General features: G+C 33.3%; 25 protein-coding genes and 1 other annotated feature. Of the genes, 2 read left to right on the forward strand and 23 right to left on the reverse strand.

What is annotated here, in order from left to right:
- Positions 1–77 precede the first annotated feature (77 nt).
- The 11 genes from KM885_RS01645 to KM885_RS01695 form a co-directional block, all read right to left on the reverse strand.
- On the reverse strand, positions 78–2360 hold the full coding sequence (locus KM885_RS01645) for a DNA internalization-related competence protein ComEC/Rec2 (RefSeq protein ID WP_216883470.1): 2283 nt from the start codon (positions 2358–2360) through the stop codon (positions 78–80).
- A 14-nt stretch (positions 2361–2374) separates the two neighbouring features.
- Complete coding sequence (locus KM885_RS01650) at positions 2375–2944, reverse strand: ComE operon protein 2 (protein WP_060669192.1); 570 nt, start codon at positions 2942–2944, stop codon at positions 2375–2377.
- A 112-nt stretch (positions 2945–3056) separates the two neighbouring features.
- Entirely contained in the window at positions 3057–3671 is a 615-nt protein-coding gene (locus KM885_RS01655) for a helix-hairpin-helix domain-containing protein (RefSeq protein WP_216883471.1), read from the reverse strand.
- Positions 3672–3793: 122 nt separating this feature from the next.
- A complete protein-coding gene (locus tag KM885_RS01660; protein ID WP_216883472.1) occupies positions 3794–4534 on the reverse strand; it encodes a class I SAM-dependent DNA methyltransferase in 741 nt (246 codons plus the stop codon).
- Positions 4535–4537: 3 nt separating this feature from the next.
- Positions 4538–4894 (reverse strand): ribosome silencing factor, encoded by a 357-nt coding sequence (gene rsfS, locus KM885_RS01665; RefSeq protein ID WP_047183773.1) that lies wholly within the window; start codon positions 4892–4894, stop codon positions 4538–4540.
- The gene (yqeK, locus tag KM885_RS01670) at positions 4884–5471 is read right to left on the reverse strand and encodes a bis(5'-nucleosyl)-tetraphosphatase (symmetrical) YqeK (protein WP_204797679.1); all 588 of its coding nucleotides are present in this window, start codon (positions 5469–5471) and stop codon (positions 4884–4886) included. The genes rsfS and yqeK overlap by 11 nt, the downstream gene beginning before the upstream one ends.
- Entirely contained in the window at positions 5458–6027 is a 570-nt protein-coding gene (locus tag KM885_RS01675) for a nicotinate-nucleotide adenylyltransferase (RefSeq protein ID WP_204797680.1), read from the reverse strand. Before KM885_RS01675 ends, yqeK begins: the two co-directional genes overlap by 14 nt.
- A gap of 2 nt (positions 6028–6029) precedes the next feature.
- Positions 6030–6320 carry a ribosome assembly RNA-binding protein YhbY gene (gene yhbY / locus KM885_RS01680; RefSeq protein ID WP_060669195.1) on the reverse strand — a complete coding sequence of 97 codons (291 nt, stop codon included), beginning with the start codon at positions 6318–6320 and terminating at the stop codon, positions 6030–6032.
- Between the two features lies 1 nt (position 6321).
- Positions 6322–7173, reverse strand: coding sequence for a shikimate dehydrogenase (gene aroE / locus KM885_RS01685; protein ID WP_060669196.1), 852 nt, complete (start codon positions 7171–7173; stop codon positions 6322–6324).
- A 35-nt stretch (positions 7174–7208) separates the two neighbouring features.
- On the reverse strand, positions 7209–8309 hold the full coding sequence (gene yqeH / locus KM885_RS01690) for a ribosome biogenesis GTPase YqeH (RefSeq protein ID WP_204797681.1): 1101 nt from the start codon (positions 8307–8309) through the stop codon (positions 7209–7211).
- Positions 8310–8311: 2 nt separating this feature from the next.
- Entirely contained in the window at positions 8312–8827 is a 516-nt protein-coding gene (locus tag KM885_RS01695) for a YqeG family HAD IIIA-type phosphatase (protein ID WP_047183767.1), read from the reverse strand.
- Positions 8828–9456: 629 nt separating this feature from the next.
- Here KM885_RS01695 and sda point away from each other — a divergent pair.
- Together sda and sigK are read left to right on the forward strand one after the other, a co-directional pair.
- A complete protein-coding gene (gene sda, locus KM885_RS01700) occupies positions 9457–9603 on the forward strand; it encodes a sporulation histidine kinase inhibitor Sda (RefSeq protein WP_047183766.1) in 147 nt (48 codons plus the stop codon).
- A 292-nt stretch (positions 9604–9895) separates the two neighbouring features.
- On the forward strand, positions 9896–10603 hold the full coding sequence (gene sigK, locus KM885_RS01705) for an RNA polymerase sporulation sigma factor SigK (RefSeq protein WP_047183765.1): 708 nt from the start codon (positions 9896–9898) through the stop codon (positions 10601–10603).
- Positions 10604–10813: 210 nt separating this feature from the next.
- Here sigK and mtnN read toward each other — a convergent pair whose 3' ends face one another.
- The 12 genes from mtnN to KM885_RS01765 all read right to left on the reverse strand — a co-directional run bounded on the left by mtnN (position 10814) and on the right by KM885_RS01765 (position 21316).
- The gene (mtnN, locus tag KM885_RS01710; RefSeq protein WP_060667920.1) at positions 10814–11503 is read right to left on the reverse strand and encodes a 5'-methylthioadenosine/S-adenosylhomocysteine nucleosidase; all 690 of its coding nucleotides are present in this window, start codon (positions 11501–11503) and stop codon (positions 10814–10816) included.
- 28 nt (positions 11504–11531) lie between these two features.
- Positions 11532–12197, reverse strand: coding sequence for a YrrS family protein (locus KM885_RS01715; RefSeq protein WP_047183763.1), 666 nt, complete (start codon positions 12195–12197; stop codon positions 11532–11534).
- A gap of 184 nt (positions 12198–12381) precedes the next feature.
- On the reverse strand, positions 12382–12858 hold the full coding sequence (greA, locus tag KM885_RS01720) for a transcription elongation factor GreA (RefSeq protein WP_047183762.1): 477 nt from the start codon (positions 12856–12858) through the stop codon (positions 12382–12384).
- 121 nt (positions 12859–12979) lie between these two features.
- The gene (gene udk, locus KM885_RS01725) at positions 12980–13621 is read right to left on the reverse strand and encodes a uridine kinase (RefSeq protein WP_047183761.1); all 642 of its coding nucleotides are present in this window, start codon (positions 13619–13621) and stop codon (positions 12980–12982) included.
- Between the two features lie 14 nt (positions 13622–13635).
- Positions 13636–14277, reverse strand: coding sequence for an O-methyltransferase (locus tag KM885_RS01730; protein ID WP_204797682.1), 642 nt, complete (start codon positions 14275–14277; stop codon positions 13636–13638).
- 133 nt (positions 14278–14410) lie between these two features.
- Positions 14411–15520, reverse strand: a complete 1110-nt coding sequence (gene mltG, locus KM885_RS01735; RefSeq protein ID WP_047183759.1) for an endolytic transglycosylase MltG — start codon at positions 15518–15520, stop codon at positions 14411–14413.
- A 125-nt stretch (positions 15521–15645) separates the two neighbouring features.
- Positions 15646–15927, reverse strand: a complete 282-nt coding sequence (locus KM885_RS01740; RefSeq protein ID WP_047183758.1) for a DUF1292 domain-containing protein — start codon at positions 15925–15927, stop codon at positions 15646–15648.
- Positions 15928–15936: 9 nt separating this feature from the next.
- The gene (gene ruvX, locus KM885_RS01745; protein ID WP_047183757.1) at positions 15937–16350 is read right to left on the reverse strand and encodes a Holliday junction resolvase RuvX; all 414 of its coding nucleotides are present in this window, start codon (positions 16348–16350) and stop codon (positions 15937–15939) included.
- Positions 16351–16617, reverse strand: a complete 267-nt coding sequence (locus KM885_RS01750) for an IreB family regulatory phosphoprotein (RefSeq protein WP_047183756.1) — start codon at positions 16615–16617, stop codon at positions 16351–16353.
- An 85-nt stretch (positions 16618–16702) separates the two neighbouring features.
- On the reverse strand, positions 16703–19342 hold the full coding sequence (gene alaS / locus KM885_RS01755; RefSeq protein ID WP_204797683.1) for an alanine--tRNA ligase: 2640 nt from the start codon (positions 19340–19342) through the stop codon (positions 16703–16705).
- A gap of 279 nt (positions 19343–19621) precedes the next feature.
- Positions 19622–19831 (reverse strand) — a binding site (T-box leader).
- A 183-nt stretch (positions 19832–20014) separates the two neighbouring features.
- Complete coding sequence (locus KM885_RS01760; RefSeq protein WP_047183754.1) at positions 20015–21088, reverse strand: AI-2E family transporter; 1074 nt, start codon at positions 21086–21088, stop codon at positions 20015–20017.
- 42 nt (positions 21089–21130) lie between these two features.
- On the reverse strand, positions 21131–21316 hold the full coding sequence (locus KM885_RS01765) for a hypothetical protein (RefSeq protein WP_047183906.1): 186 nt from the start codon (positions 21314–21316) through the stop codon (positions 21131–21133).
- Positions 21317–21369 lie beyond the last annotated feature (53 nt).

A 21369-nucleotide genomic window follows, 5' to 3' on the forward strand; every position in this document is an offset into this window, starting at 1 on the left:
TATGGATAATTATTCAGAATAGGCCACGTCCGGCTCCAGCGCCTTTGTTCTTTTTTTAAAATCAGTGCTTAAAACCATTACTCGCTATTATAATATGGCAAAGTAGTTGAAAATGTTCCAGAATTTCCTTTAAAGTGATATTGAACGGCACCATGCTCATCTGTTCGAAAAATAATGGTTTCATTATCCTTAATCCTTTGAATGATTTCATCGGATGGATGTCCATAACGGTTATTTTTCCCAACAGAAATTAAAGCAACCTTGGGATTAATTTGATCTAAAAATTCTGCGCTTGTTGATGTATTACTACCATGATGACCTACTTTTAACACATCTGCTTTTAAATTGGGATAATTTTTAATTAAATTTTTTTCCGTTTCTATCCCCATATCCCCGGTAAATAACCATGTTAAACCCCCAATTTCTGTAAACAATACGACAGAATTTTCATTCGGATCATTGGCATTTTTTAACGGTCCAAGGACATGGAACGGATGACCTTTTATATTCAGCACGTCTGAACCTTTGACCTTTACTATTTTCTTATCTTTCCATTGTTCCTCTTCTATTTCATAATAAGCATGCACATAAATTCGATCTACATCCATCTCCTCCACGATAAACGGCGCACTTCCGACATGGTCTAAATCTTCATGGGTTAAAATTAATGCATCTACTTTTTGAATGCCTTGTAAATATAAATATGGTTTAATAATTCGTTTATAGATATTTTCGCTAACTGTACCATCAGAGAAGGAAAATGTAGCTCCAGCATCTATCATGATGACACCTTTTCGATAAGGTAATTCAATTATATAAGCGTCACCTTGACCAATATCCAACATCGTCACCCTTCCTTCAGGAGATAGATAGGGTTTTGCTACAAGTAAAAATAACAACAAAGTGATTAATATTCCTATTTTAAATCCCTTTATTGATTCATTCCATTCAACTTCCATCATCATTATTAAAAAGAGAATAAAATATAAACAAGTTATACTTATAGAAAATGTGCCAATTACCCATGGGGTATCGGCAATTTTATCAAACCAGAAAATAAATTGTAAAACGAATTGATGGATGAACATAAAAGCTTGATCTAAAAATTTAACAATAGGGAAGGGTAATAATGTAAGGGGAAGTAAAATATACATAAATGGGATCACAAATAAAGAGAAATAAGGAATAATTATAACATTTAATATAATGGATAACGGTTGAAAAAAGGAAAAATAATTAAATTGTAAAGGTAAAATGATCATTTGTGCGACAAAACTTATTTTCAAAGCTTGCATAGAAGGGTTTTTATCGGCGGATAGCCATCTTCCGGAGAGTAAGATACTAAACGTAACTAAAAATGAAAATTGGAACCCAACATGATAAATTAATAAAGGATCCCATACAATCAATAGAATAAAAACGATTGCTAGTACGTCTGTGACACTATATTTGCCCTTTGTTTTAAGGAAAAGAATAAATATAATAGCCATGATACTAGCACGCCATATCGATGGTTCTCCACCTGCCAAAATAGCATATATAGGCATAAAAAAAATAACAAACCATTGAGCTTTTTCCTTCGTTATAATGGACAATTTAATTAATACGAAATACATGAAGGTAAGTAAGATTGACACATGTGTACCTGAAATAGCGATAATATGCGACAGGCCCCATTTACGAAACAATTGTACCGATTCATCATCTAAAGATGAATCATCTCCAAGAACTAGAGAGTTTAGCCACGAAGCACTAAACGGTGTCAATTCATTTTGAATATTAGCAAGGAGCTTGGAACGTACGGAATATAATTTATCGAGAAATTTAAATCCGTCACAATGAATATGATTCATGGAAGATAACGTTATTTGTACATCAATTCCCTGTTTCTTCAAGAAATCCCGGTAATCAAATTCTCCTGGGTTTCTCCCTTCATTCGGAATTTCTTTCTTTCCATTAACAATACAGGTTGCACCATATTTTAAAAAATGAGTAGAGAACTGTTCTTTTTCATTAGGAAAATAAATCACAACTATTCTCTCTCCTGTAATGGATTCTTTAAGGATAAATTCGACTTTCTTGTCGGTTTTGTCAATGGGACTTATTATCTCTCCATATATTGGGTTAGGGGTTACAGAAGTCTCTTCTTCGGAGGGTAATGTACTTGTTTGCGGGTAGTGAAGCAGAAAAAATACGAGGAAGGTTAAGGAAACAATCACATGGAGTTTCCTTAACCGCTTCAAATAATATAAAATTCCTATCCAGATCAAAAATACTATAATAAAAAGAAAATGATGATAATGAATAAATAATATAGCACATATTGCGGTAAATGCAACGATATGCCAGTAACCTTTCATCCGCTCACCCTATTCTATTTTTTCATAAACAGTCTTTGTGCTTGTTCTTTTATCAAGGTTATTTCTTGCTCGTCTCTATCGGTATTACTTTCCAACTTATGGATTAATTCATAAACAAATTCATTCTTTTTCTGAAAATTAGTGTCGACTAATAAATAGTCTAGTTCGACTTTTCTCGTCTTAACGCCAGCTTCTTTAAATAACGTTATTGCATATTCATTATTATGATAATCTTCTGCATAATAAACATTCTTAATCCCACTTTGTATAATTTGCTTACAACATTGCAAACAAGGAAAATGTGTTACATAAATATCTGCGTTATCCGTAGGTACTCCAAATTTAGCGCATTGTAATAGTGCATTAGCCTCGGCATGAACGGTTCTTACACAATGGCCATCTACTACAAGACACCCTTCATCAATACAATGAACGCCTCCTGAAACACTTCCATTATAACCACCAGCTATAATACGTTTATCCCGTACAATGGTAGCACCTACCATTAGTCTTGTACATGTACTTCTTAATGAAAGAAGATGACTTTGAGCCATAAAATATTGATCCCAAGAAATTCTATCCATATATATCCCCTCTATCTGTAATATTACATGTTAAGTTTACATTTCGTTACGAAAGCCCGTCAATCATCATTTTGAAAACCACCTGCTAAAAAGGTTGTCGTTCAAAAAATGATTACGGAATTTGAATATTATCTTTCATGTTTTCTAACGTTTTTTCACCGATACCAGAGATTTCAAGTAAATCCTCCACAGTTTGAAATAATCCAAACTCTTCACGGTGTTGAATGATTGCTTGTGCTTTAGAAGGTCCTATGCCTGGTAATGTTTCAATTTCATCTTGTGTGGCATAGTTAATTCTAACTTTACCATCTATATTACTACTTACAGTATCCGCGGTTTGTCCTGAATCTACATTTAAATCTGGAAGTTCCGGTACCATTATAATCATTTCGTCGTGCACCTTTTGTGCTAGATTAACTTGTGACTGATCCGCATCCTTGGTTAATCCGCCAGCTTTTTCGATAACATCTTTCACTCTATTTTCTGTAGTCATTTCATAAACTCCCGGTTGTTCAACAGCACCTTTTACGTCTACAAATATTGTATCTTGCTGGGATGCTGAATCATTTAAAACTTCTTTCACCGGAATTTCACTATTTAACGTAGAGGCTGAAGATATTAATTCTTCGTCTTTTGGTATACTTTCGTCTTTAGAGAAGAAAAAGATAAAAATAATGACAATGGAAATTAAAATAAAGAAGGAACTCTTTTTGAGAAGATCTAACAAGTGGAACCACATCCTATTTTTATTATTAGAGGATGAGAATGGATAGAACGTGGGATATACATAACAATATTCGACACCGAATAGAAATTTCCTTTAAAAAAACACGAGATTAATTAAAAATCTCATGTTTTTTCTGCAACAAAGAAAATTCTTTCTGATTGGTCATGTAGATGTTCCGGTTCTAAAGAAAAATCGGCATAAACCTTGACGTTGGTAAATCCCACTTCTTTTAGTGTTTTTTTATAAAACGAAATAGGATATGTCCGCTCATGGTGATACTCATCAAATCTTACATATTTACCATTATCTAAGACAAAAAAAGTTAAATCGTGAAACATTTCCCCGGTTTTCTCACCCTCGGAGCAAAACCAGATATAAGACATATCTTCTAATACGTCAGCAAAGGTTTGATTTTTATAATTTTGTTCCACTTGAAAAATAGAATGAACGTCAAATATAAACATACCACTTTGATTTAAACTGTTATATGTTCGCCTGAATACCTCTTTAATTTGAGCTTTGCCGGTAATATAATTTATGACATCGCAATAACTTATAGCTAAGTCTATACCTTCTAGACCTTCCATTTCTGTTAGATCTTGATGTAACCAAGTGACAGAAACGTTTTTTTCGTTTGCTTTACTTGCCGCATACGTTAACATATCTTCTGAATAATCTATTCCAATTATTTCAAAACCTAGCTCTCTCAACCTAATTGAGATTTCTCCAGTTCCACAACCTAAATCAGCAATTCGTTTTATTTGACGATCTCCTAGAACACTTTGTGTAAAATGAACCCATTCATCATATGGTGCATCTGCCATAAATTTATCGTATACATATGCCATTTGTTTATAAACCATATCTTATCCCTTAAGTTCAATCTCCAAAGGTAATTTTTCCGCATCGCCCCATAAACGTTCAAGATTATAGTAGTTTCGTTCCTCTTTGTGGAATACATGACAAACAATATCTCCTATATCTACTAAAATCCATCTTGCTTGTTCGAACCCTTCCATTCGTTTTACATCAATGTCCATTTCATCCATTTTATCTTTAATTTCTCGTGCGATTGATTGTACCTGTCTTTCATTATTTCCATGACAAATAACGAAATAGTCAGCAACAAGTGATACATCCTTCATGTCTAAAGCAATAATATCCTCTGCTCGTTTATCATCACATGCTACTGCAATCTTTTGTACAATTTCATTACTTTCCATATATTCCATTACCTCCGTTTGTACGTTTAGTTAAATCATTATATGCATAAAATGTATCAGGGTATATTGTTGCATTTTTTTTCATTAAAAAAGAAATGGTATTTTTAGATGCCATCCAGCAAGCTAGAGCTAGATCTTTTTTTGCGGTTTCACGAACATCGACAACCCCAGGAAAATCTCTACCAGGTTCTATATAATCAGCTAGAAAAATAATCATTTCCAACTTACTCATATTTGCCCTTCCAGTCGTATGTGAATAGATTGCTTGTTTAATTTCACCATCATCTATTCCATACTCTTGATCAATTAAAACGGATGCCACAGGACCATGCCATAGTTCATGATGGAAATTTAACAAATCTTTTGGCAAAGATGTCGTTTTAATAATCCTTTTCATTTCATCTAATGATCTGTACTTACAATAATCATGAAAAACAGCTGCTAATTCTGCTTTCTCTATAGATTCATCGTATAATTTTGCCAAATTTATTGCCGTATCTTTAACTCTAAGTGTATGTTCGAATCTTTTTTGAGTTAAATGAGGCTCTACTATCCGTATTGCTTCATCTATTTTCATACAATTTATACTCCCTAATATAACGATATACAGGATCTGGTAACATATATTTTACCGATCTCTCATTAAAAATTCTCTCTCTAATCATGGAAGATGAAATATCCACCATTGGTATATCTACTGTAATAATTGGATAAGAAGTTTCCAATTTATAACCAAATCTCTTCACACCAATAAAGCGAATTAATTCAATTAATTCATCTATCTTATACCAATTTGGTAAATATTCCACCATATCTGCACCAATGATAAAGCAAAATTCATGGTCAGAATACTTCATCTTTAATTCTTTTATAGTTTGAAGGGTATATGACTTCCCTTTTCTTTCCAGTTCTATTGTGTTTAATTTAAAATATTCATTGTCACGTATTGCCAGATCCAACATATTTAAACGATCTGATGCATCTATTTTTGATTCGTCTTTATGTGGTGGTGTATAAGTTGGAATAAACCAAATTTCTTCTAATTCCATTGCAATACGAACTTCTTCTGCAATCCATAAGTGACCTAAATGAGGTGGGTTAAACGTTCCACCTAAAATTCCAACTCGTTTCATATTTATGGTAACTCCAACTGTTTATTTTCCTTTGACTCTTTATATAAAACAATATTATTTCCAATGATTTGGACTAATTCGGAATCAGTTCCATCTACCAACTGTTCGGCAACTGTATTTTTGTCTTCCACGCAATTTTGTAAAATACTAACTTTTAATAGTTCTCTCTTTTCTAAAGCTTCACCAATTTGCGTTATCATGTTGTCATTAACCCCATCTTTTCCAACTTGAAAAATAGGCTTTAGATGGTGTGCTTCAGATCGTAAAAAACGTTTTTGTTTTCCTGTTAACATATTATCTTCCTTCCAAAACTTGTTGTAATTCTTCATCCATATTATTAATATCTACACTTAAACCTGTCCATATTTCAAATGCATATAAGGCTTGGTATAAAAGCATTGTATGGCCATAATGAATTCTTGCACCTAAATTTTCAGCTTCCTTAAGGAATTTCGTTTTAATTGGCTGATATACAATATCACTTACAATTACATCTTTCTTTATAGAGTTTAAATGAATAATAGTGTTTTCCGTAGTAGGTTTCATACCAACAGAAGTTGTTTGAATTATAATATCATATTTCAATAAATTATTTTCTGCCTCTTTAAGCGTTAATATGTCTGTATTCGTTAATTCACTTCTTAGCTCTGCGATTTCCCATGCTTTCTCTGTTGTTCGATTCGCTATATCGATATTAACATATCCTGCAAAATCTAAACCACAATATATGCCACGAGCTGCTCCGCCGGCTCCTAATATTAAAACATGTTTAGACTTTCTTTCCTTCGTCAATTCTGGATATTTTGTTTCTAAAGCACGAACATAACCGGTAGAATCTGTATTATAACCTATCCACTTTCCATCCTTATTTAAAACGGTATTAACCGCCCCAAGTGTCTTAGCATTCTTATCTAACGAATCTAAATACGGTATGATTTTTTGTTTATATGGAACAGTAACATTAAATCCATTTAATTCTTTATTATTTTTCATTTCCATTATTTTTTCTTCAAACGAATGTTGCGGATCTATTTCATTAATTTCATAAGTACCTTGTAAGTTAGCCTTGCTTAAAAAGCGTTCATGTATCCATGGTGATAATGAATGCTGTATTGGATAACCAATTAGTTGAAATTGTAAAGACATTGTTTCTCCTCCAGCCCCTCTATATCATTTAATATCTAAATTAAAGAATTTCGTTTAGTTACTGCTACTCCCTTTGGACTATGCGCTCGAACAGTCGCACCCTCTCCAGACAAACTCACCCAACCTAATCCTGGAAATACGATGTCTGTTTTTTCTCCAGCTACTTTAAACGTACTTTCCGTTAGCTCAGGCAAAATTTCTAGCGTTTTACTATTTGGTGGAGTTAATAAATCCCCTAAATGCTTGCTGTATAAGTTATTAGCATTTTCCAGTTTTGTTCGATGTATTTCTAATAAATTGGAAAAATAACAGATAAATGATTGTCTTTCACCCTTTATGAAATCCAATCGAGCTAATCCACCAAAAAACAAAGTTTGTCCACTATTTAACTGATAGACCTTTGGTTTTATTTCATTTTTTGGTGTGATTATTTTCATATCTTCCTCAGAAATGTAATGAGAAATTTGTTGCCTATTAACAATTCCAGGTGTATCAACTAATGATGTTTTCTCATCTAAGGGAATTTCTATAAAACCTAATGTCGTTCCAGGAAAATAGGAGGTTGTAATTACGTCATTAGCTCCAGTTGACTGTTTGATCAAACGGTTTATGAAAGTTGACTTTCCTACATTCGTCGTTCCAACAATAAATACATCTTTGTTATTGCGATAATGTTCTATCTGACCTGATAACTCTCCTATTCCATGGCCTTTTTTGGAGGAAATTAAGAAGACATCTAAAACTTTAATCCCAGCATCTTTCGCTTGGGATCTCAGCCACTGTATTAATTTTCGCTGATTCGTCGATTTAGGTAAAAGATCCACTTTATTACCAACTAAAATAATTGGGTTATCACCCGTTATACGCGGTAAACTCTTGATTAAACTTCCATTCACATCAAAAATGTCGATAAGATGAACTACTAACCCATTTGCATTCCTAACAGAACTAACCATCTTTAAAAAGTCATCATCCGTTATGGAAACATCTTGTATTTCATTATAATGTTTTAAACGAAAACACCTTTTACAAAGAATGTCTTCTTTCCCTAATGATGATTTTGGCGTATACCCTGGTTTGTCTGGACTTATCGTTTGAATTTGTGCCCCACAACCTTGGCAAAATATTTCTTCCAACTCTATTCCTCCCAGCTGATTTTCCCTTGATTTCTTAACTTTTTCAATATAATACGTTCAATTTTTCGATTTATCCTTGTAATCTTCCCATCAGTTTGGACAATTGGAACAACTAAAATAGTATATAAACCTGCACTATTTCCTCCAAGAACATCTGTTAAAACTTGATCGCCAATGACAACAATCTCTTCTTTTTTTAAGCCCATATTTTTTTGAACTTTTTTAAATGCTCGCTTTAATGGCTTCCTTGCACTATAAATAAATGGCGTATCTAATGGTTCTGAAAAAACCTTTACTCGATCGACATTATTGTTTGATATAATCGTTATTTTAATATCATGTTCCTTCATTAAGTTAAACCACTCGATTACTTCAGGTGTCGCATGTTCAACATCCCAAGCTACCAATGTATTATCTAAGTCGGTAATAATCCCCTTGATTCCCTTATCTTTTAATGATTCAGGTTGGATATCGAAAATACTTTTTACATACTTATTTGGTAAAAATCTACTTAGCACCTTATTTCTCCTTATCGTGTTTTAAATATAATTGTTGCTCGTCGCTTTATTCAAATTCTTCTCGTTAACGTTCATACAGCTAATTAAGAAGTAATACACTAATCCTACAATAATTTACCATATAATAAAAGTTCTATACTATTCCTTTTTTTGTAAAGCTATTAAAAAATTTGGCGTTCGTCATTAAGTTTGGCGAATGCTTTGTTGCACTTATACAGGAGATGAAATTTCATAATTGAAGAAAATAGAAATTATATGCTAAATTTCATGAAAAATACCCAATTTTTCGATAAAAAATCAAGAAATCGTTCGACAAATTTCAACACATTCCGAGTTGTGGATAACATTACTAACATTTTCAACAGTCGTTACACTTTGTAATACAAGGAAAAATCCATTATTACCCACAACTTATCTACAGTCCATTGTAGATAAGTTGCGTCTTGTCCTAGTTTAAGAAACATGTTAAATTATTATTAACTTAAAGTTAAGTAACTTATTATTCGCTATTAGGTTGGGCGAATGCACACCTATGCAGATTATAAAGTTTATACTTTTACTTTGACAATCTGCTAAGAGAGTATTTTTTGAAGGATGGCGCAATAAAGTATTTTTTAGGAGGGCTGCGAATGGAACATTTATCTGATGAACTACTATTAGAATCATACTACACAGCCAACGATTTAAATTTAAGCCCTGACTTCATTTCCTTAATTGAAGAAGAAATCCATAGAAGAAGTCTTTCACACAAGATTAAACGAATTAAATCTAGTTAATCCTTAACGTGAAATTCTCTTGTTAACTTTTCCTATTATCCTACCTTATTTATAAGGTAGGATTTTTTTTACAAGTATGGAAAGGTTTAAAATCTTTCCAGTTTGTTTAGGAACGATTAAGACATCCGCCCAACCTAAAGCAAGCGGGAAACTTTTTAATCGAGCCAAAATTAATGTTCCTAATTTAATTTCTATGGACAGGCACGAAACAAGCTACCGCCTCATAAAGATGTTATATAGGCAAATACCCAAGCAAGATCGATGGATTTACCACTTTAGGAGGTGCATGTGTTTGTCTGGAATATTAACCGTTCTTGCTCTTCTTGTTAAGGAAGTACTCTTTTTTGTATCCTATGTAAAAAATCATGCCTTTCCTCAACCTTTACCACCGGAAGAAGAATTAAAGTATATTAAAGAAATGCAAGATGGCAGTAAAATTGCACGTAATAAACTTATTGAGCATAACTTACGGCTAGTAGCTCATATTGTAAAAAAATTTGAAAATACCGGGGAAGATATAGAGGATCTAATCTCAATCGGTACAATAGGATTAATCAAAGGGGTAGAAAGTTTTTCATTAAATAAAGGTACTAAACTAGCAACATACGCAGCACGTTGTATAGAAAATGAAATTCTAATGCATTTGAGGGCATTAAAAAAGGTTAAAAAAGATGTCTCCCTACATGACCCGATTGGCCAAGATAAAGAAGGAAACGAGATTAGTCTTATAGATATATTAGAGGCAGAAAACGAGAATATCATTGAGTACATCCAGTTAAATATGGAAATTGAAAAAATGCAGGAATATTTTACTATTCTAGATAAACGTGAGCGTGAGGTTATCATTTACCGATATGGCTTAAACAATACTAAAGAAATGACTCAAAGAGAAATTGCAAAAAAATTAAATATTTCACGAAGTTACGTATCCCGAATTGAGAAAAGAGCATTAATGAAAGTGTTTCATGAGTATTATCGAAAAGAAAGAGATAACTCTTAAAAGACATAATGAAACTTATTCAGTGGGATTTCTTTCAACCCCACTGAATGTAGTTGAATCTGAACATTTATCACACCTAAACGGGCAGTAAGACCCCCTACATCAATCCCAAAAGAAGGTGGTGGGAGACCGACTGTCCGTAAAGATTCGATATACGACTAACCATCAATAAGATATGAAGGAACTCCCCATTAATGGTAGTCTTTTTATTTACAGTCTCTTTATCATTAACATAATTAATTCAGCAGCATGTTTAGCAGCTTTATCAAGGAATTGGTCAAAAGAGATAGATGATTCTTTCCCCGCAATATCTGATAACGCTCGAATGATAACAAAAGGTCTCCCATATTGATAACATACTTGAGCAACTGCAGCAGCTTCCATTTCTGCAGCAATCATTGTTGGAAATTTTTCCCTTACGAGTTCTACCCTTTTAGAATTATCCATGAAAGAATCTCCCGTTGCAATAATCCCTTCCGCATAATTCAATCCGATTTCTTTGATGGCTTCTATTGCCGATTGAACTAAATTTTGATCAGCTTCAAACATTGGTGGTTGACCAGGAACTTGTCCATACTCATAGTCAAATGCAGTAACATCCACATCATGATGTACAACTCTATTGGAAATAACAACATCCCCAACTTCTAATTGTTCCGAAAATCCACCCGCTGAACCAGTATTGATAACAGTAGTTGGAGAAAATCTTTCATGCATGATGGTTGTCGCCATTGCCGCATTTACCTTACCAATTCCGGATTTTAATAATACAACTTTTTTTCCTTGTAATTGACCTTCAACAAAGAAACAACCAGCAACAGTATGTTCACTTTTGTTAGTCATGTTTTCTAGTAATAAACTTATTTCTTCATCCATCGCTCCTATTATGCCGATTGTCATAAAAATGTTACCTCCATTTTACATTCGTTTACTGATATTTTTTCCAGTCATTTTCTTTTAATAATTCAATTTTTGTAGGTTGCCAACCTTCCCCATCTTTCCAAGATAGATATACACGATATACCTCTGACTGATTTGAATCCGAAACAGTAGCAACCACTTTTTGATCGCCACCATTTGCTATCCACCATTCTTGATAATTACCATCTACCAATCCTGTAGCGGATTGAATAGCATCTGTCATCTCTTTTCGATCTTGTGACCCTTCTGAATAATTTACAGTATGAGGTCCTTCTTGTTCGGTTCCAACCGGTTGCCAATCTCCCTCATATGCTTTAACTACATTATCATCTGAAGGATCAACTTCTTTTGTTGTAACCTCTTGATCCTCTTCTTGATTTTCCTCTTTATTCTCTTTATTCTCTTTCTCTAATTCTTCCCCATCATTTCCTTTATTTTCTGATGATGGATCTTCTTGTTTATTGTTCGTACTAGATCCTGTTTCAGTTGTTGTATCATTTTGTGCTTGTTCTGTTTCTTCTGTAGGAGTACTATCTCCACCACCAAACAACCAAATACTTATTAAAGAAATAAGAAGGATAATACCAAAAACGATTAAAAATGAAATTAACTTTGTGCTTTTTCGACGTTTATCATATTTATTAATACGTGAGCTTTTTTGTTCTGCAGTCACTTAAACTCCCTCCCTACTTATTCTACTATTTTATCATAATTGAAATCATTACTAATATTAAAGTACCATTAAAAAAACATGGCGTTCGCTTTAGGCTGGCGAATGTTTTAGTTACTCTGATCAAACAGGATAGAGCTTTCTGCCAAAACGAAAAGCAGGAGTAGACTTCTCCTGCTTCATTTGGCTATTCTACTTTAATTATTTTAACCTGTATGTCCCCACCAGGAGTTGATACAGTTACTTCTGAGCCAACTTCTTTTCCAATTAAACTTTTTGCCATTGGAGAATCATTTGAAATTTTTCCTTCAAAGGGATCTGCCTCAGCACTCCCTACTATTGTATATGTTTCTTCTTCGCCATTAGGAAGTTCCGCAAAAGTTACAGATTTACCTAATGACACGATATTAGCATTTGCTTCATCATTTTCAATAATAACAGCATTTCGGATCATTTTTTCAAGCTGTGTAATTCGTTGTTCAACAAACGCTTGCTCATCCTTAGCTGCATCATATTCAGAGTTCTCGGATAAGTCACCAAAATCGCGAGCTATTTTAATACGTTCCACTACTTCCTGTCTGCGATCCGTTTTTAAGTATTCTAATTCCTTTTCAAGTTTCTCTTTCCCCTCAATTGTCATGTAATAACTTTTCTCTACGGCCATTAAAAAACACTCCTTTTCGCACTAAACATATCAAATGAACGATACAAAACGTTCTAAATATTAGTAGTTATAAATATGCTAATCATAACTATGGCAGAATTCAAACAAATAATCAAGAGTTTTATTTGTTATTTTCATGCTTCTTTGATAATATATTCTCTATTTTAGAAGCCATTAAATCAATTGCGACATGGTTTTCTCCACCTTCTGGAATGATAATGTCTGCATAACGTTTCGTTGGCTCTATAAATTGTAAATGGGATGGTCTTACTTCAGTTAGATATTGTTCAATGACAGAATCCAAGGATCTACCACGTTCTTTAATATCACGTCTAAGCCTTCGTATCATTCGGATATCAGGATCCGTATCAACGAATACTTTTATATCCATTAAATTAAGTAATCGCTGATCTTCTAAAATCAGGATACCTTCGATAATGATAACATCCTTTGGTTCAACAAAAATAGTTTTATTTGAACGGGTATGTAACTTATAGTCATAAATCGGTTTGTTTATCGATTTATTGTCTAATAAATCATGCAAATGCTCTATAAGTAAATCATTATCAAATGCTAAAGGGTGATCATAGTTCGTCTTTAATCTTTCTTCAAATGGAAGGTGGCTTTGGTCTTTATAATAATAATCTTGTTCAATAACCAAAATGGTTTTATCCAAAAATTTATCACAAATAGATTTGGTCACGGAGGTTTTTCCACTACCACTACCACCAGTAACACCAATAATAACTGGTTTTCTTTTCATATGTATAACTCCTTTTATACCTTCTTACTACTAAGAGCGACTCCATCCCCTATTGGCACGATAGATGTATTAAATTCAGGGTGATTCATTAGAAAATTATTATACTTTATTATTTTTTCAACCATTTTTTCATATCGTTTAGGGGTGGCTTCGGGGTTAGCTACAAACCCTCTAAACAAAACATTATCCGTAATGATTAATCCGTCTGAATTCAACAACGGTAAAGAAAGCTCAAAAAACCGTTGATACTGGCCTTTTGCAGCATCAATAAATATTAAATCAAACTTATCGTCTGTATCCATTAATTCATTGAGTTTCTCTAAAGCATCTCCAAAAATAACATCGATATTCTTTTCTTTATTTAAAAGTTTAATATTTTGAATAGCTTGTTTATAGCGAACCTCATCTCTCTCCATTGTTACAATTTGAGATTTCGGACTTGCCTCTAGCATTCGTAGTGCCGAATAGCCAATTGCTGTTCCTATTTCCAAAATCCTTTTTGGTCTTTTAATTTGAATAATTTGCGTTACAAAATGCATACTAACCTGATCCATAATGGGAATATTATCTTCTATGGCTTGTTCTTCCAGCTCTTTAATCCAAATGTTTTTATCTGGAAGTGTATGTAACAAATAGTTATTTATTAAATCATCCATCTTAAGTACCTCTTTCATTATTAGAAACTGGGTATTCGCTAGTCTCTAGCGAATACCCTAGCTACATTACGCAGGAGAAGAAAGTTTAAACTTTCTTCACTAAAAAAATTAGAAATATGAATGAACATCTTATTTATTTCAAATATTTTTTTCTATTTTCATTATGTTCATCATAGGTTTTCGCATAATGTATTTTTCCTTTACGGTCATGTAAGAAAAATAAATAGTCGGAATCCTTCGGTTGCAATACCGCCTCTAAAGAGCTTTTAGAAAAATTCGCAATTGGACCGATCGGTAGACCTTTAATTCGGTAGGTATTATACGGTGATTCTACTTCTAAATGTTTGTATAAAGTAGTTTCTAAATGTTCACCAGTTGCATATGCAACTGTAGGATCTGTTTCTAATCGCATTCCTTTTTTCAATCGATTGTAAAACACACCTGCTATTTCTTTCCTTTGCTCATCATTACTAGCCTCTTTTTCAACTAGTGAAGCAAAAGTTAATACTTCATGGAGGCTAAATTCACTTTTTTCAATTTGGTCCATATAAGGTGATACAACATCTTGAGTTTGTGAAACCATCTTTTCAATTATAGATTGTATCGAAGGCTTCTCTTCATCATATCGATAAGTAGCAGCAAATAAATAACCTTCTAATGGTGAAATAATTTCATCCTTTAATATATCTTTAGGTAAGATAGAATATTTCTCCATCAGCTTAACTATAAAGTCTTTATCATTAGCGACTTGTAAGAATTCCTCTTTTGAAAAATTAAAGTTCTTTGCATAAATTTCAGCTATTTGATCAATATTTAACCCTTCAGGAATCGTAACAGTATATAATGCTGTAGTTTTTCCCTTTTGTAGGCTTTCTGTTATTTCATCCAAAGTCATAGATGGGGTGAACGTATAATTACCCGCTTGAAAATTAGATTCATTATTTACTTTTATATAAAATAGATAAATGAGTGCATTTTTGATAACACCATTTTCCTCTAAAATATTAGCTATAGTAGAAGAAGAAGAACCTAAAGGTATTTCTACGGTAATCTTCTTATCGCTGGTAGGATCTACTGGTTTTAAAGCAGATTTCACATAAAAATAGCCCGCTATACCACTTATACCTATTATTAAAACGATTGCTAAAATTACCAAAGATACTATCTTTCTAACCTTACTTGCTTCTTCATTAGTCGCAATGAGATTGTCCACAAACTCACCTTTGGATTTCTTTTTGGACATTCGGTTCCCCCCTCATTCGACTTATTATACTAAAAAAGACTAATATTATCCATGATTTTCACTATACCTACGAAACATAAAAAAACTGACACCAAAATTGGTATCAGTTTAGTTTCATTCACATTTTATGAATCCAATTCTTCATCAGCAAGAGTATTCAACATTTCTTCAACCATTTCCCATTCCTCATCAGATTCAATTGGAAATAACGTCAAATCCTCTTTTTCTGTTTCCTCATATTTAAAAGCATAAACCTCAACTTCTTCATCATCAGCCTGCTCAACAGGTACTACCGCAATATAAGAGTCACCTGTTTGATCAACATCAAAAGTAAAAAGAACTTCAAATAAATGTTCTTCTCCATTTTCGTCAGGGACAATGATACGTTCTTTTTTATCCAGCGACACACTCTCACCTCATTTTTGATCTAAATATCCTTGTAATATCATAACTGCAGCCATTTTATCAATCACTTTTTTTCTTTTTTTTCGACTAACATCTGCCTCTAACAGAATTCTTTCAGCAGCCATAGTTGTTAATCTTTCATCCCACATAACAGTTGGAATGTTAAAAGTGTCTTCAATATGTTCTGCGAAACGTTCAGATGCTTCTGCCCGCTCTCCTATTGTACCATTCATGTTCTTAGGAAGACCAACTATAGCCTTACCAATTTCATGCTCTTTTATTATTTTAGAAAGTTCGTCATCTGCAGATGTTATATTTGTTTCATCCCAATAAATGGTGGTTAAGCCTTGTGCTGTCCAACCGAGTGCATCACTTATTGCAACTCCAATCGTTTTGGAGCCAACATCAAATCCTATAATTTTCATTTAATCCGCCTTTTTTTGTTCCAAATAAGATTTTACTAGTTCTTCTATCACTTCGTCACGTTCAACTTTTCTTATTAGATTTCTGGCATCATTATACCTAGGAATATATGCTGGGTCACCTGATAATAAATATCCGACAATTTGATTAATTGGATTATAACCTTTTTCTTTTAAAGAACCGTGGACTGTGAAAAGTATTTCTTTTATGTCCTGTTCGTATGGTTCTTCAGAAAAGTTAAACTTCATTGTTTTATCGATTGAACTCATTTTGACACCCCGTTCTTAGAAAAACTATCATTTTCTTTAACTATTGGAAGCATACCATATGTTTATATAAAGATAAACTTATTATTTATTTAATTGTCTCCAACACGTAATCTTTTGCGGATTGAACAGCTTCCAAGATCTTAGCAGGATCTTTACCACCCGCTTGAGCCATATCTGGACGACCTCCCCCGCCGCCACCACAAATTTGTGCAGCCTGCTTAATTAACTTACCTGCATGGAAACCTTTCTCAACTAAATCCTTCGATACACCAGAAGCAAGTTGAACCTTTCCGTTGTTTTCTGTTGCTAATAAGATGATACAAGAACCTAACTTTTGTTTTAAATCATCAATCATATTTCTTAACTGGTTCATATCTCTCACATGAACTTGTTGAGCTAATAAGGTTACACCTTCTATGGTTTCAACCTGTTCCATAACCTGCGAACTTTCTGCATTTGCAAGTTTTGCACTTAATGATTCATTTTCTTTTTGCAATTGTTTCATTTCATGGAACATATTTTCAATACGTTCTGGAAGGCTTTCTTCATTTGATTTAAATAAATTAGCTGATGTATGCAAAATATTTAATTTTCCATTTAAATATTGATAAGCTTCTTTACTAGTTACAGCCTCAATCCTTCTAGTTCCTGCTCCAATCCCGCTTTCCGAAACAAGTTTAAATAGACCTATTTCGGATGTGTTTTTAACGTGGCATCCCCCACATAATTCTAAACTAAAATCTCCCATTTGCACGACACGAACAATGTCTCCATATTTTTCACCAAATAGTGCCATGGCTCCCATTTCTTTCGCTTCTTGTAGTTTTTTAAGACTTATTTCCACTGGAATGGCTTCCCATATTTTCTCATTAACAATTTCCTCGACTTTTCTTAACTCTTTATCAGATAATGGATTAAAATGAGAAAAGTCGAATCGTAATCTTTCTGGTGTTACTAAAGAGCCCGCCTGATTCACATGAGAACCGAGTACATCTTTTAACGCCTGATGAAGTAAGTGTGTTGCTGAATGGTTCTTAATAATAGAATTACGGAATTCAGAATCCACAGCCGCTTTCACCGTATCATTTACATTTAATTCTCCATCTTTGACTATAACACGGTGAATATTCTGGCCTTTTGGAGACTTCTGTACATCCTCAACAAGGGCAGAGGCATTATCAGTATAGATCCATCCCTTATCCGCAACTTGTCCGCCACTCTCAGCGTAAAATGGAGTTTTATTTAAAAATAGGAAAACCGTATCTCCTGTTTTAGCAGTATTAATCATTTCACTTCCGTCAAATAATGCAACAACCTTGGTATCAATCTCTAAATTATCATAACCGATAAATTCACTGTCAACTTCAATTTCACTTAATACAGTATCTTGAACTTGCATAGAGTCTACTTTTTGTCTTGCATTTCTTGCCCGGCTACGTTGTTTATCCATTTCTTTGTTATATCCAGCTTCATCAATAGAGAAACCATGTTCTTCCACATATTCCTCTGTTAATTCTTTAGGGAAACCGTATGTATCATATAAACGGAATACTTCCTCCCCAGGGAATACTTTACTTCCATTTGCTTTCTCTTTTTCAATAATCGTTGTTAATATCTCTAATCCATCATTCAATGTTTCATGGAATCGTTCTTCTTCCACTTTTACAACAGATCCAATAAATTCTTTTTGTTTTAACACTTCTGGGTAAAAATCTTTCATAATTTCCCCAACTGTTTCTACTAATTCATACATAAATGGCTTATTAATACCAATTTCTTTAGCAAATCTTACAGCTCTACGTATGAGTCTTCGTAAAACATATCCTCTACCTTCATTCGATGGTAATGCACCATCACCAACGGCAAAACTAACTGTTCGAATATGGTCAGCAATTACTTTAAATGCAGTATCACCTTCCATTGATTTCCCATACGTCGTAGTAGCTAATTCTTCTGTTTTCCGGATGATAGGTAAAAATAAGTCTGTCTCGAAGTTTGTAGGTGTATTTTGAATTACCGAAGTTACACGTTCTAATCCCATACCTGTATCAATGTTTTTCTTTGGTAAAGGCGTATAGGTGTGATCTGGGTTATGGTTAAATTGAGAGAAGACTAAGTTCCAAATTTCTAAATAACGGTTATTCTCTCCACCAGGATATAATTCAGGATCATTCGGGTCATTTCCAAATTCTTCTCCTCTATCATAAAAAATCTCTGTATTTGGACCACTCGGACCCTCACCAATATCCCAGAAGTTTTCTTCAATACGGATAATTCTTTCTTTCGGTAATTTAATATCATTTAACCAAAAATCATAAGCTTCATCGTCTTCTGGGTGAACCGTAACTGATAATAATTCTGGATTAAGGTTCAACCATTTCTCATCCGTTAAAAATTCCCAAGCCCATTCAATCGCTTCTTTTTTAAAATAATCGCCAATAGAAAAGTTCCCTAGCATTTCAAAAAATGTATGATGCCTGGCTGTATATCCGACATTTTCGATATCATTGGTACGAATAGCTTTTTGAGCATTAACCATACGTGGGTTTTCCGGTATAACACGACCATCAAAATATTTCTTTAAAGTCGCTACACCACTGTTAATCCATAATAGAGAAGGATCATCTTTAGGAACTAGAGATACACTTGGCTCCACGCGATGACCTTTCTCTTTAAAAAAATCAATATACATTTGTCTAATTTCTGCTGATGTTAACTGTTTCATACATTAATCCTCCAATATCGACTTATTAAATGATGAAATCTTTAAGAACAAAGGCGCAAGCGCCCGTTTAGCGACGTACGGACTGGACTGAGCCGTAGGAGATAAAGGAAACACGACGAACGGAGTGAGTCGATGTTGACTTATCGTACGGAGGTGAAGGAAGTATCGCTAGTCGCTGGGCGCTGGAGCCGGACGTGGCTATTTCTGTATCTAAGTGATCCACAGCCATACAAATTTTAGAATTCCTAGATAACTAAAAAAAACTCCTCTCTGCATGCATGCAGGGACGAGATTTATTCGCGGTACCACCCTATTTATGAACTAATTTTTCGTTCATCACTTAGATCATCATAACGGTATGAAACCGGCGAGTATTAATCGCACTCCAGTGTAGCTTTCCATGATTTTGAACTAGGATTTTTTTCAGCCAATGAAAACCCTTCTCTAGAAGCCAAATAATCATGTACTTTTCACCTTCAATGTTTTTATATTAATTTATTATAAAGGAGACTTCCATCAGTGAGGTATTTCCTTCATCCCCCACTAATGGTTAGTCGAACTTATCAGACCTTTACAGGCAGTCATGTGTCCATAACAAACTGAAATTCCTTATACTTTAATCCTTTAAAAAAGACAGACTTTATTAAAGTATAAAAAATATTAAAGTACTTGTCAATTACGAATAGGTATTGTAGAAATATGTGTTACAATCACTTTAATAATTGACATGACGGGAACTGCTAAAATCATTCCGATAACACCAAACAGTTGACCTCCTAATAAAAGGACAAAAATAATAGCAATAGGATGAATCGCCACGCTCCTACCTACTATGTACGGAGATAACAAATTTGCTTCTATAATTTGAATAACGAAAATACTAACAACGGCAAATAAGACTAATTTGATAGAATTTGTCGTTGTAAAAGCTATAATAACAACAGGTACTGCACCAATAATAGGTCCAAAATAAGGAATAATATTCGTAACTCCCATAATAACGCCTAATAACAAAGAGTAATCAATATTCAAAAACCTGAAAATAATAAATGCTGTTAAGCCAACAAAAAAGCAAACAATAAATTGTCCACGAATGTAATCCCCTAAACTATCATCTATCGCGTGAACAATTTTGGTTGTTCGTGTTTCATACTTTTTAGGAATGAATTTCTTCAAAAATAATTTGATTTTGTCATAGTCCTTTAAAAAATAAAAAACCAGTACCGGAATCACTGTAATGGTAATGACCATATCAAAAATTTTCGTATAACCACTAATTATTTTTGTTAATAATTGATCTAGTGAATCCTCTACATTAATAAAAAATTCATCCATTTTATCGTGTACGGTTTCCGGCATGAATGAGGTATATTCATATAAACTATAAATCATCGTTTGATACGTTTTTGTCATTTCTGGTAAGTGATTAGCCAAATCTTGAATTTGTTGGATAATTAAAGGATAAAGTTTATATACCAAATATCCAACCCCACCAAAAAACAAAATATAAATAAGTAAAATCGCTATTCCTCTATGAATGTTATAACTACAAAGCTTTTCAATAACAGGATATAGTAAGTAAGCGATTAAGCATGAAATTAAAAATGGGGTTAATAGCTTCCATAGGAAAACAAAGATTTTACCATAATAAGGAAAGGTTTTTATAAGTAAAAAAGCAAAAAGTATGAATAGTACTCCAAAAATAAGCCAGTATATAATTGATATTCTCTTTTCATCACGAAACATAATTAGAACCTCCTTAGCTTTATTTTTTATAACTAAGGAGTTCTATTGTAATCTTAGTTCTTCTTCCGAAAATAAATCATTTAATGAACTTAAACTACCATCCGCTTCGATTTGATGAACCGCTAATTCATTATTTACTACCGTCATTTCGATGAAACAAGACCAACAATAAAAATTCTGTGCTCCTATTTTTCCAATATCTTTGCTATTACAATTAGGGCAACGCATTATCATCTAAACACCTCTTTTTTTGATGAGTTTTCAATGATAGGCTTGCCCAT

The organism is Oceanobacillus caeni (assembly GCF_019037185.1).
Classification (GTDB): Bacteria; Bacillota; Bacilli; order Bacillales; family Amphibacillaceae; genus Oceanobacillus; species Oceanobacillus caeni.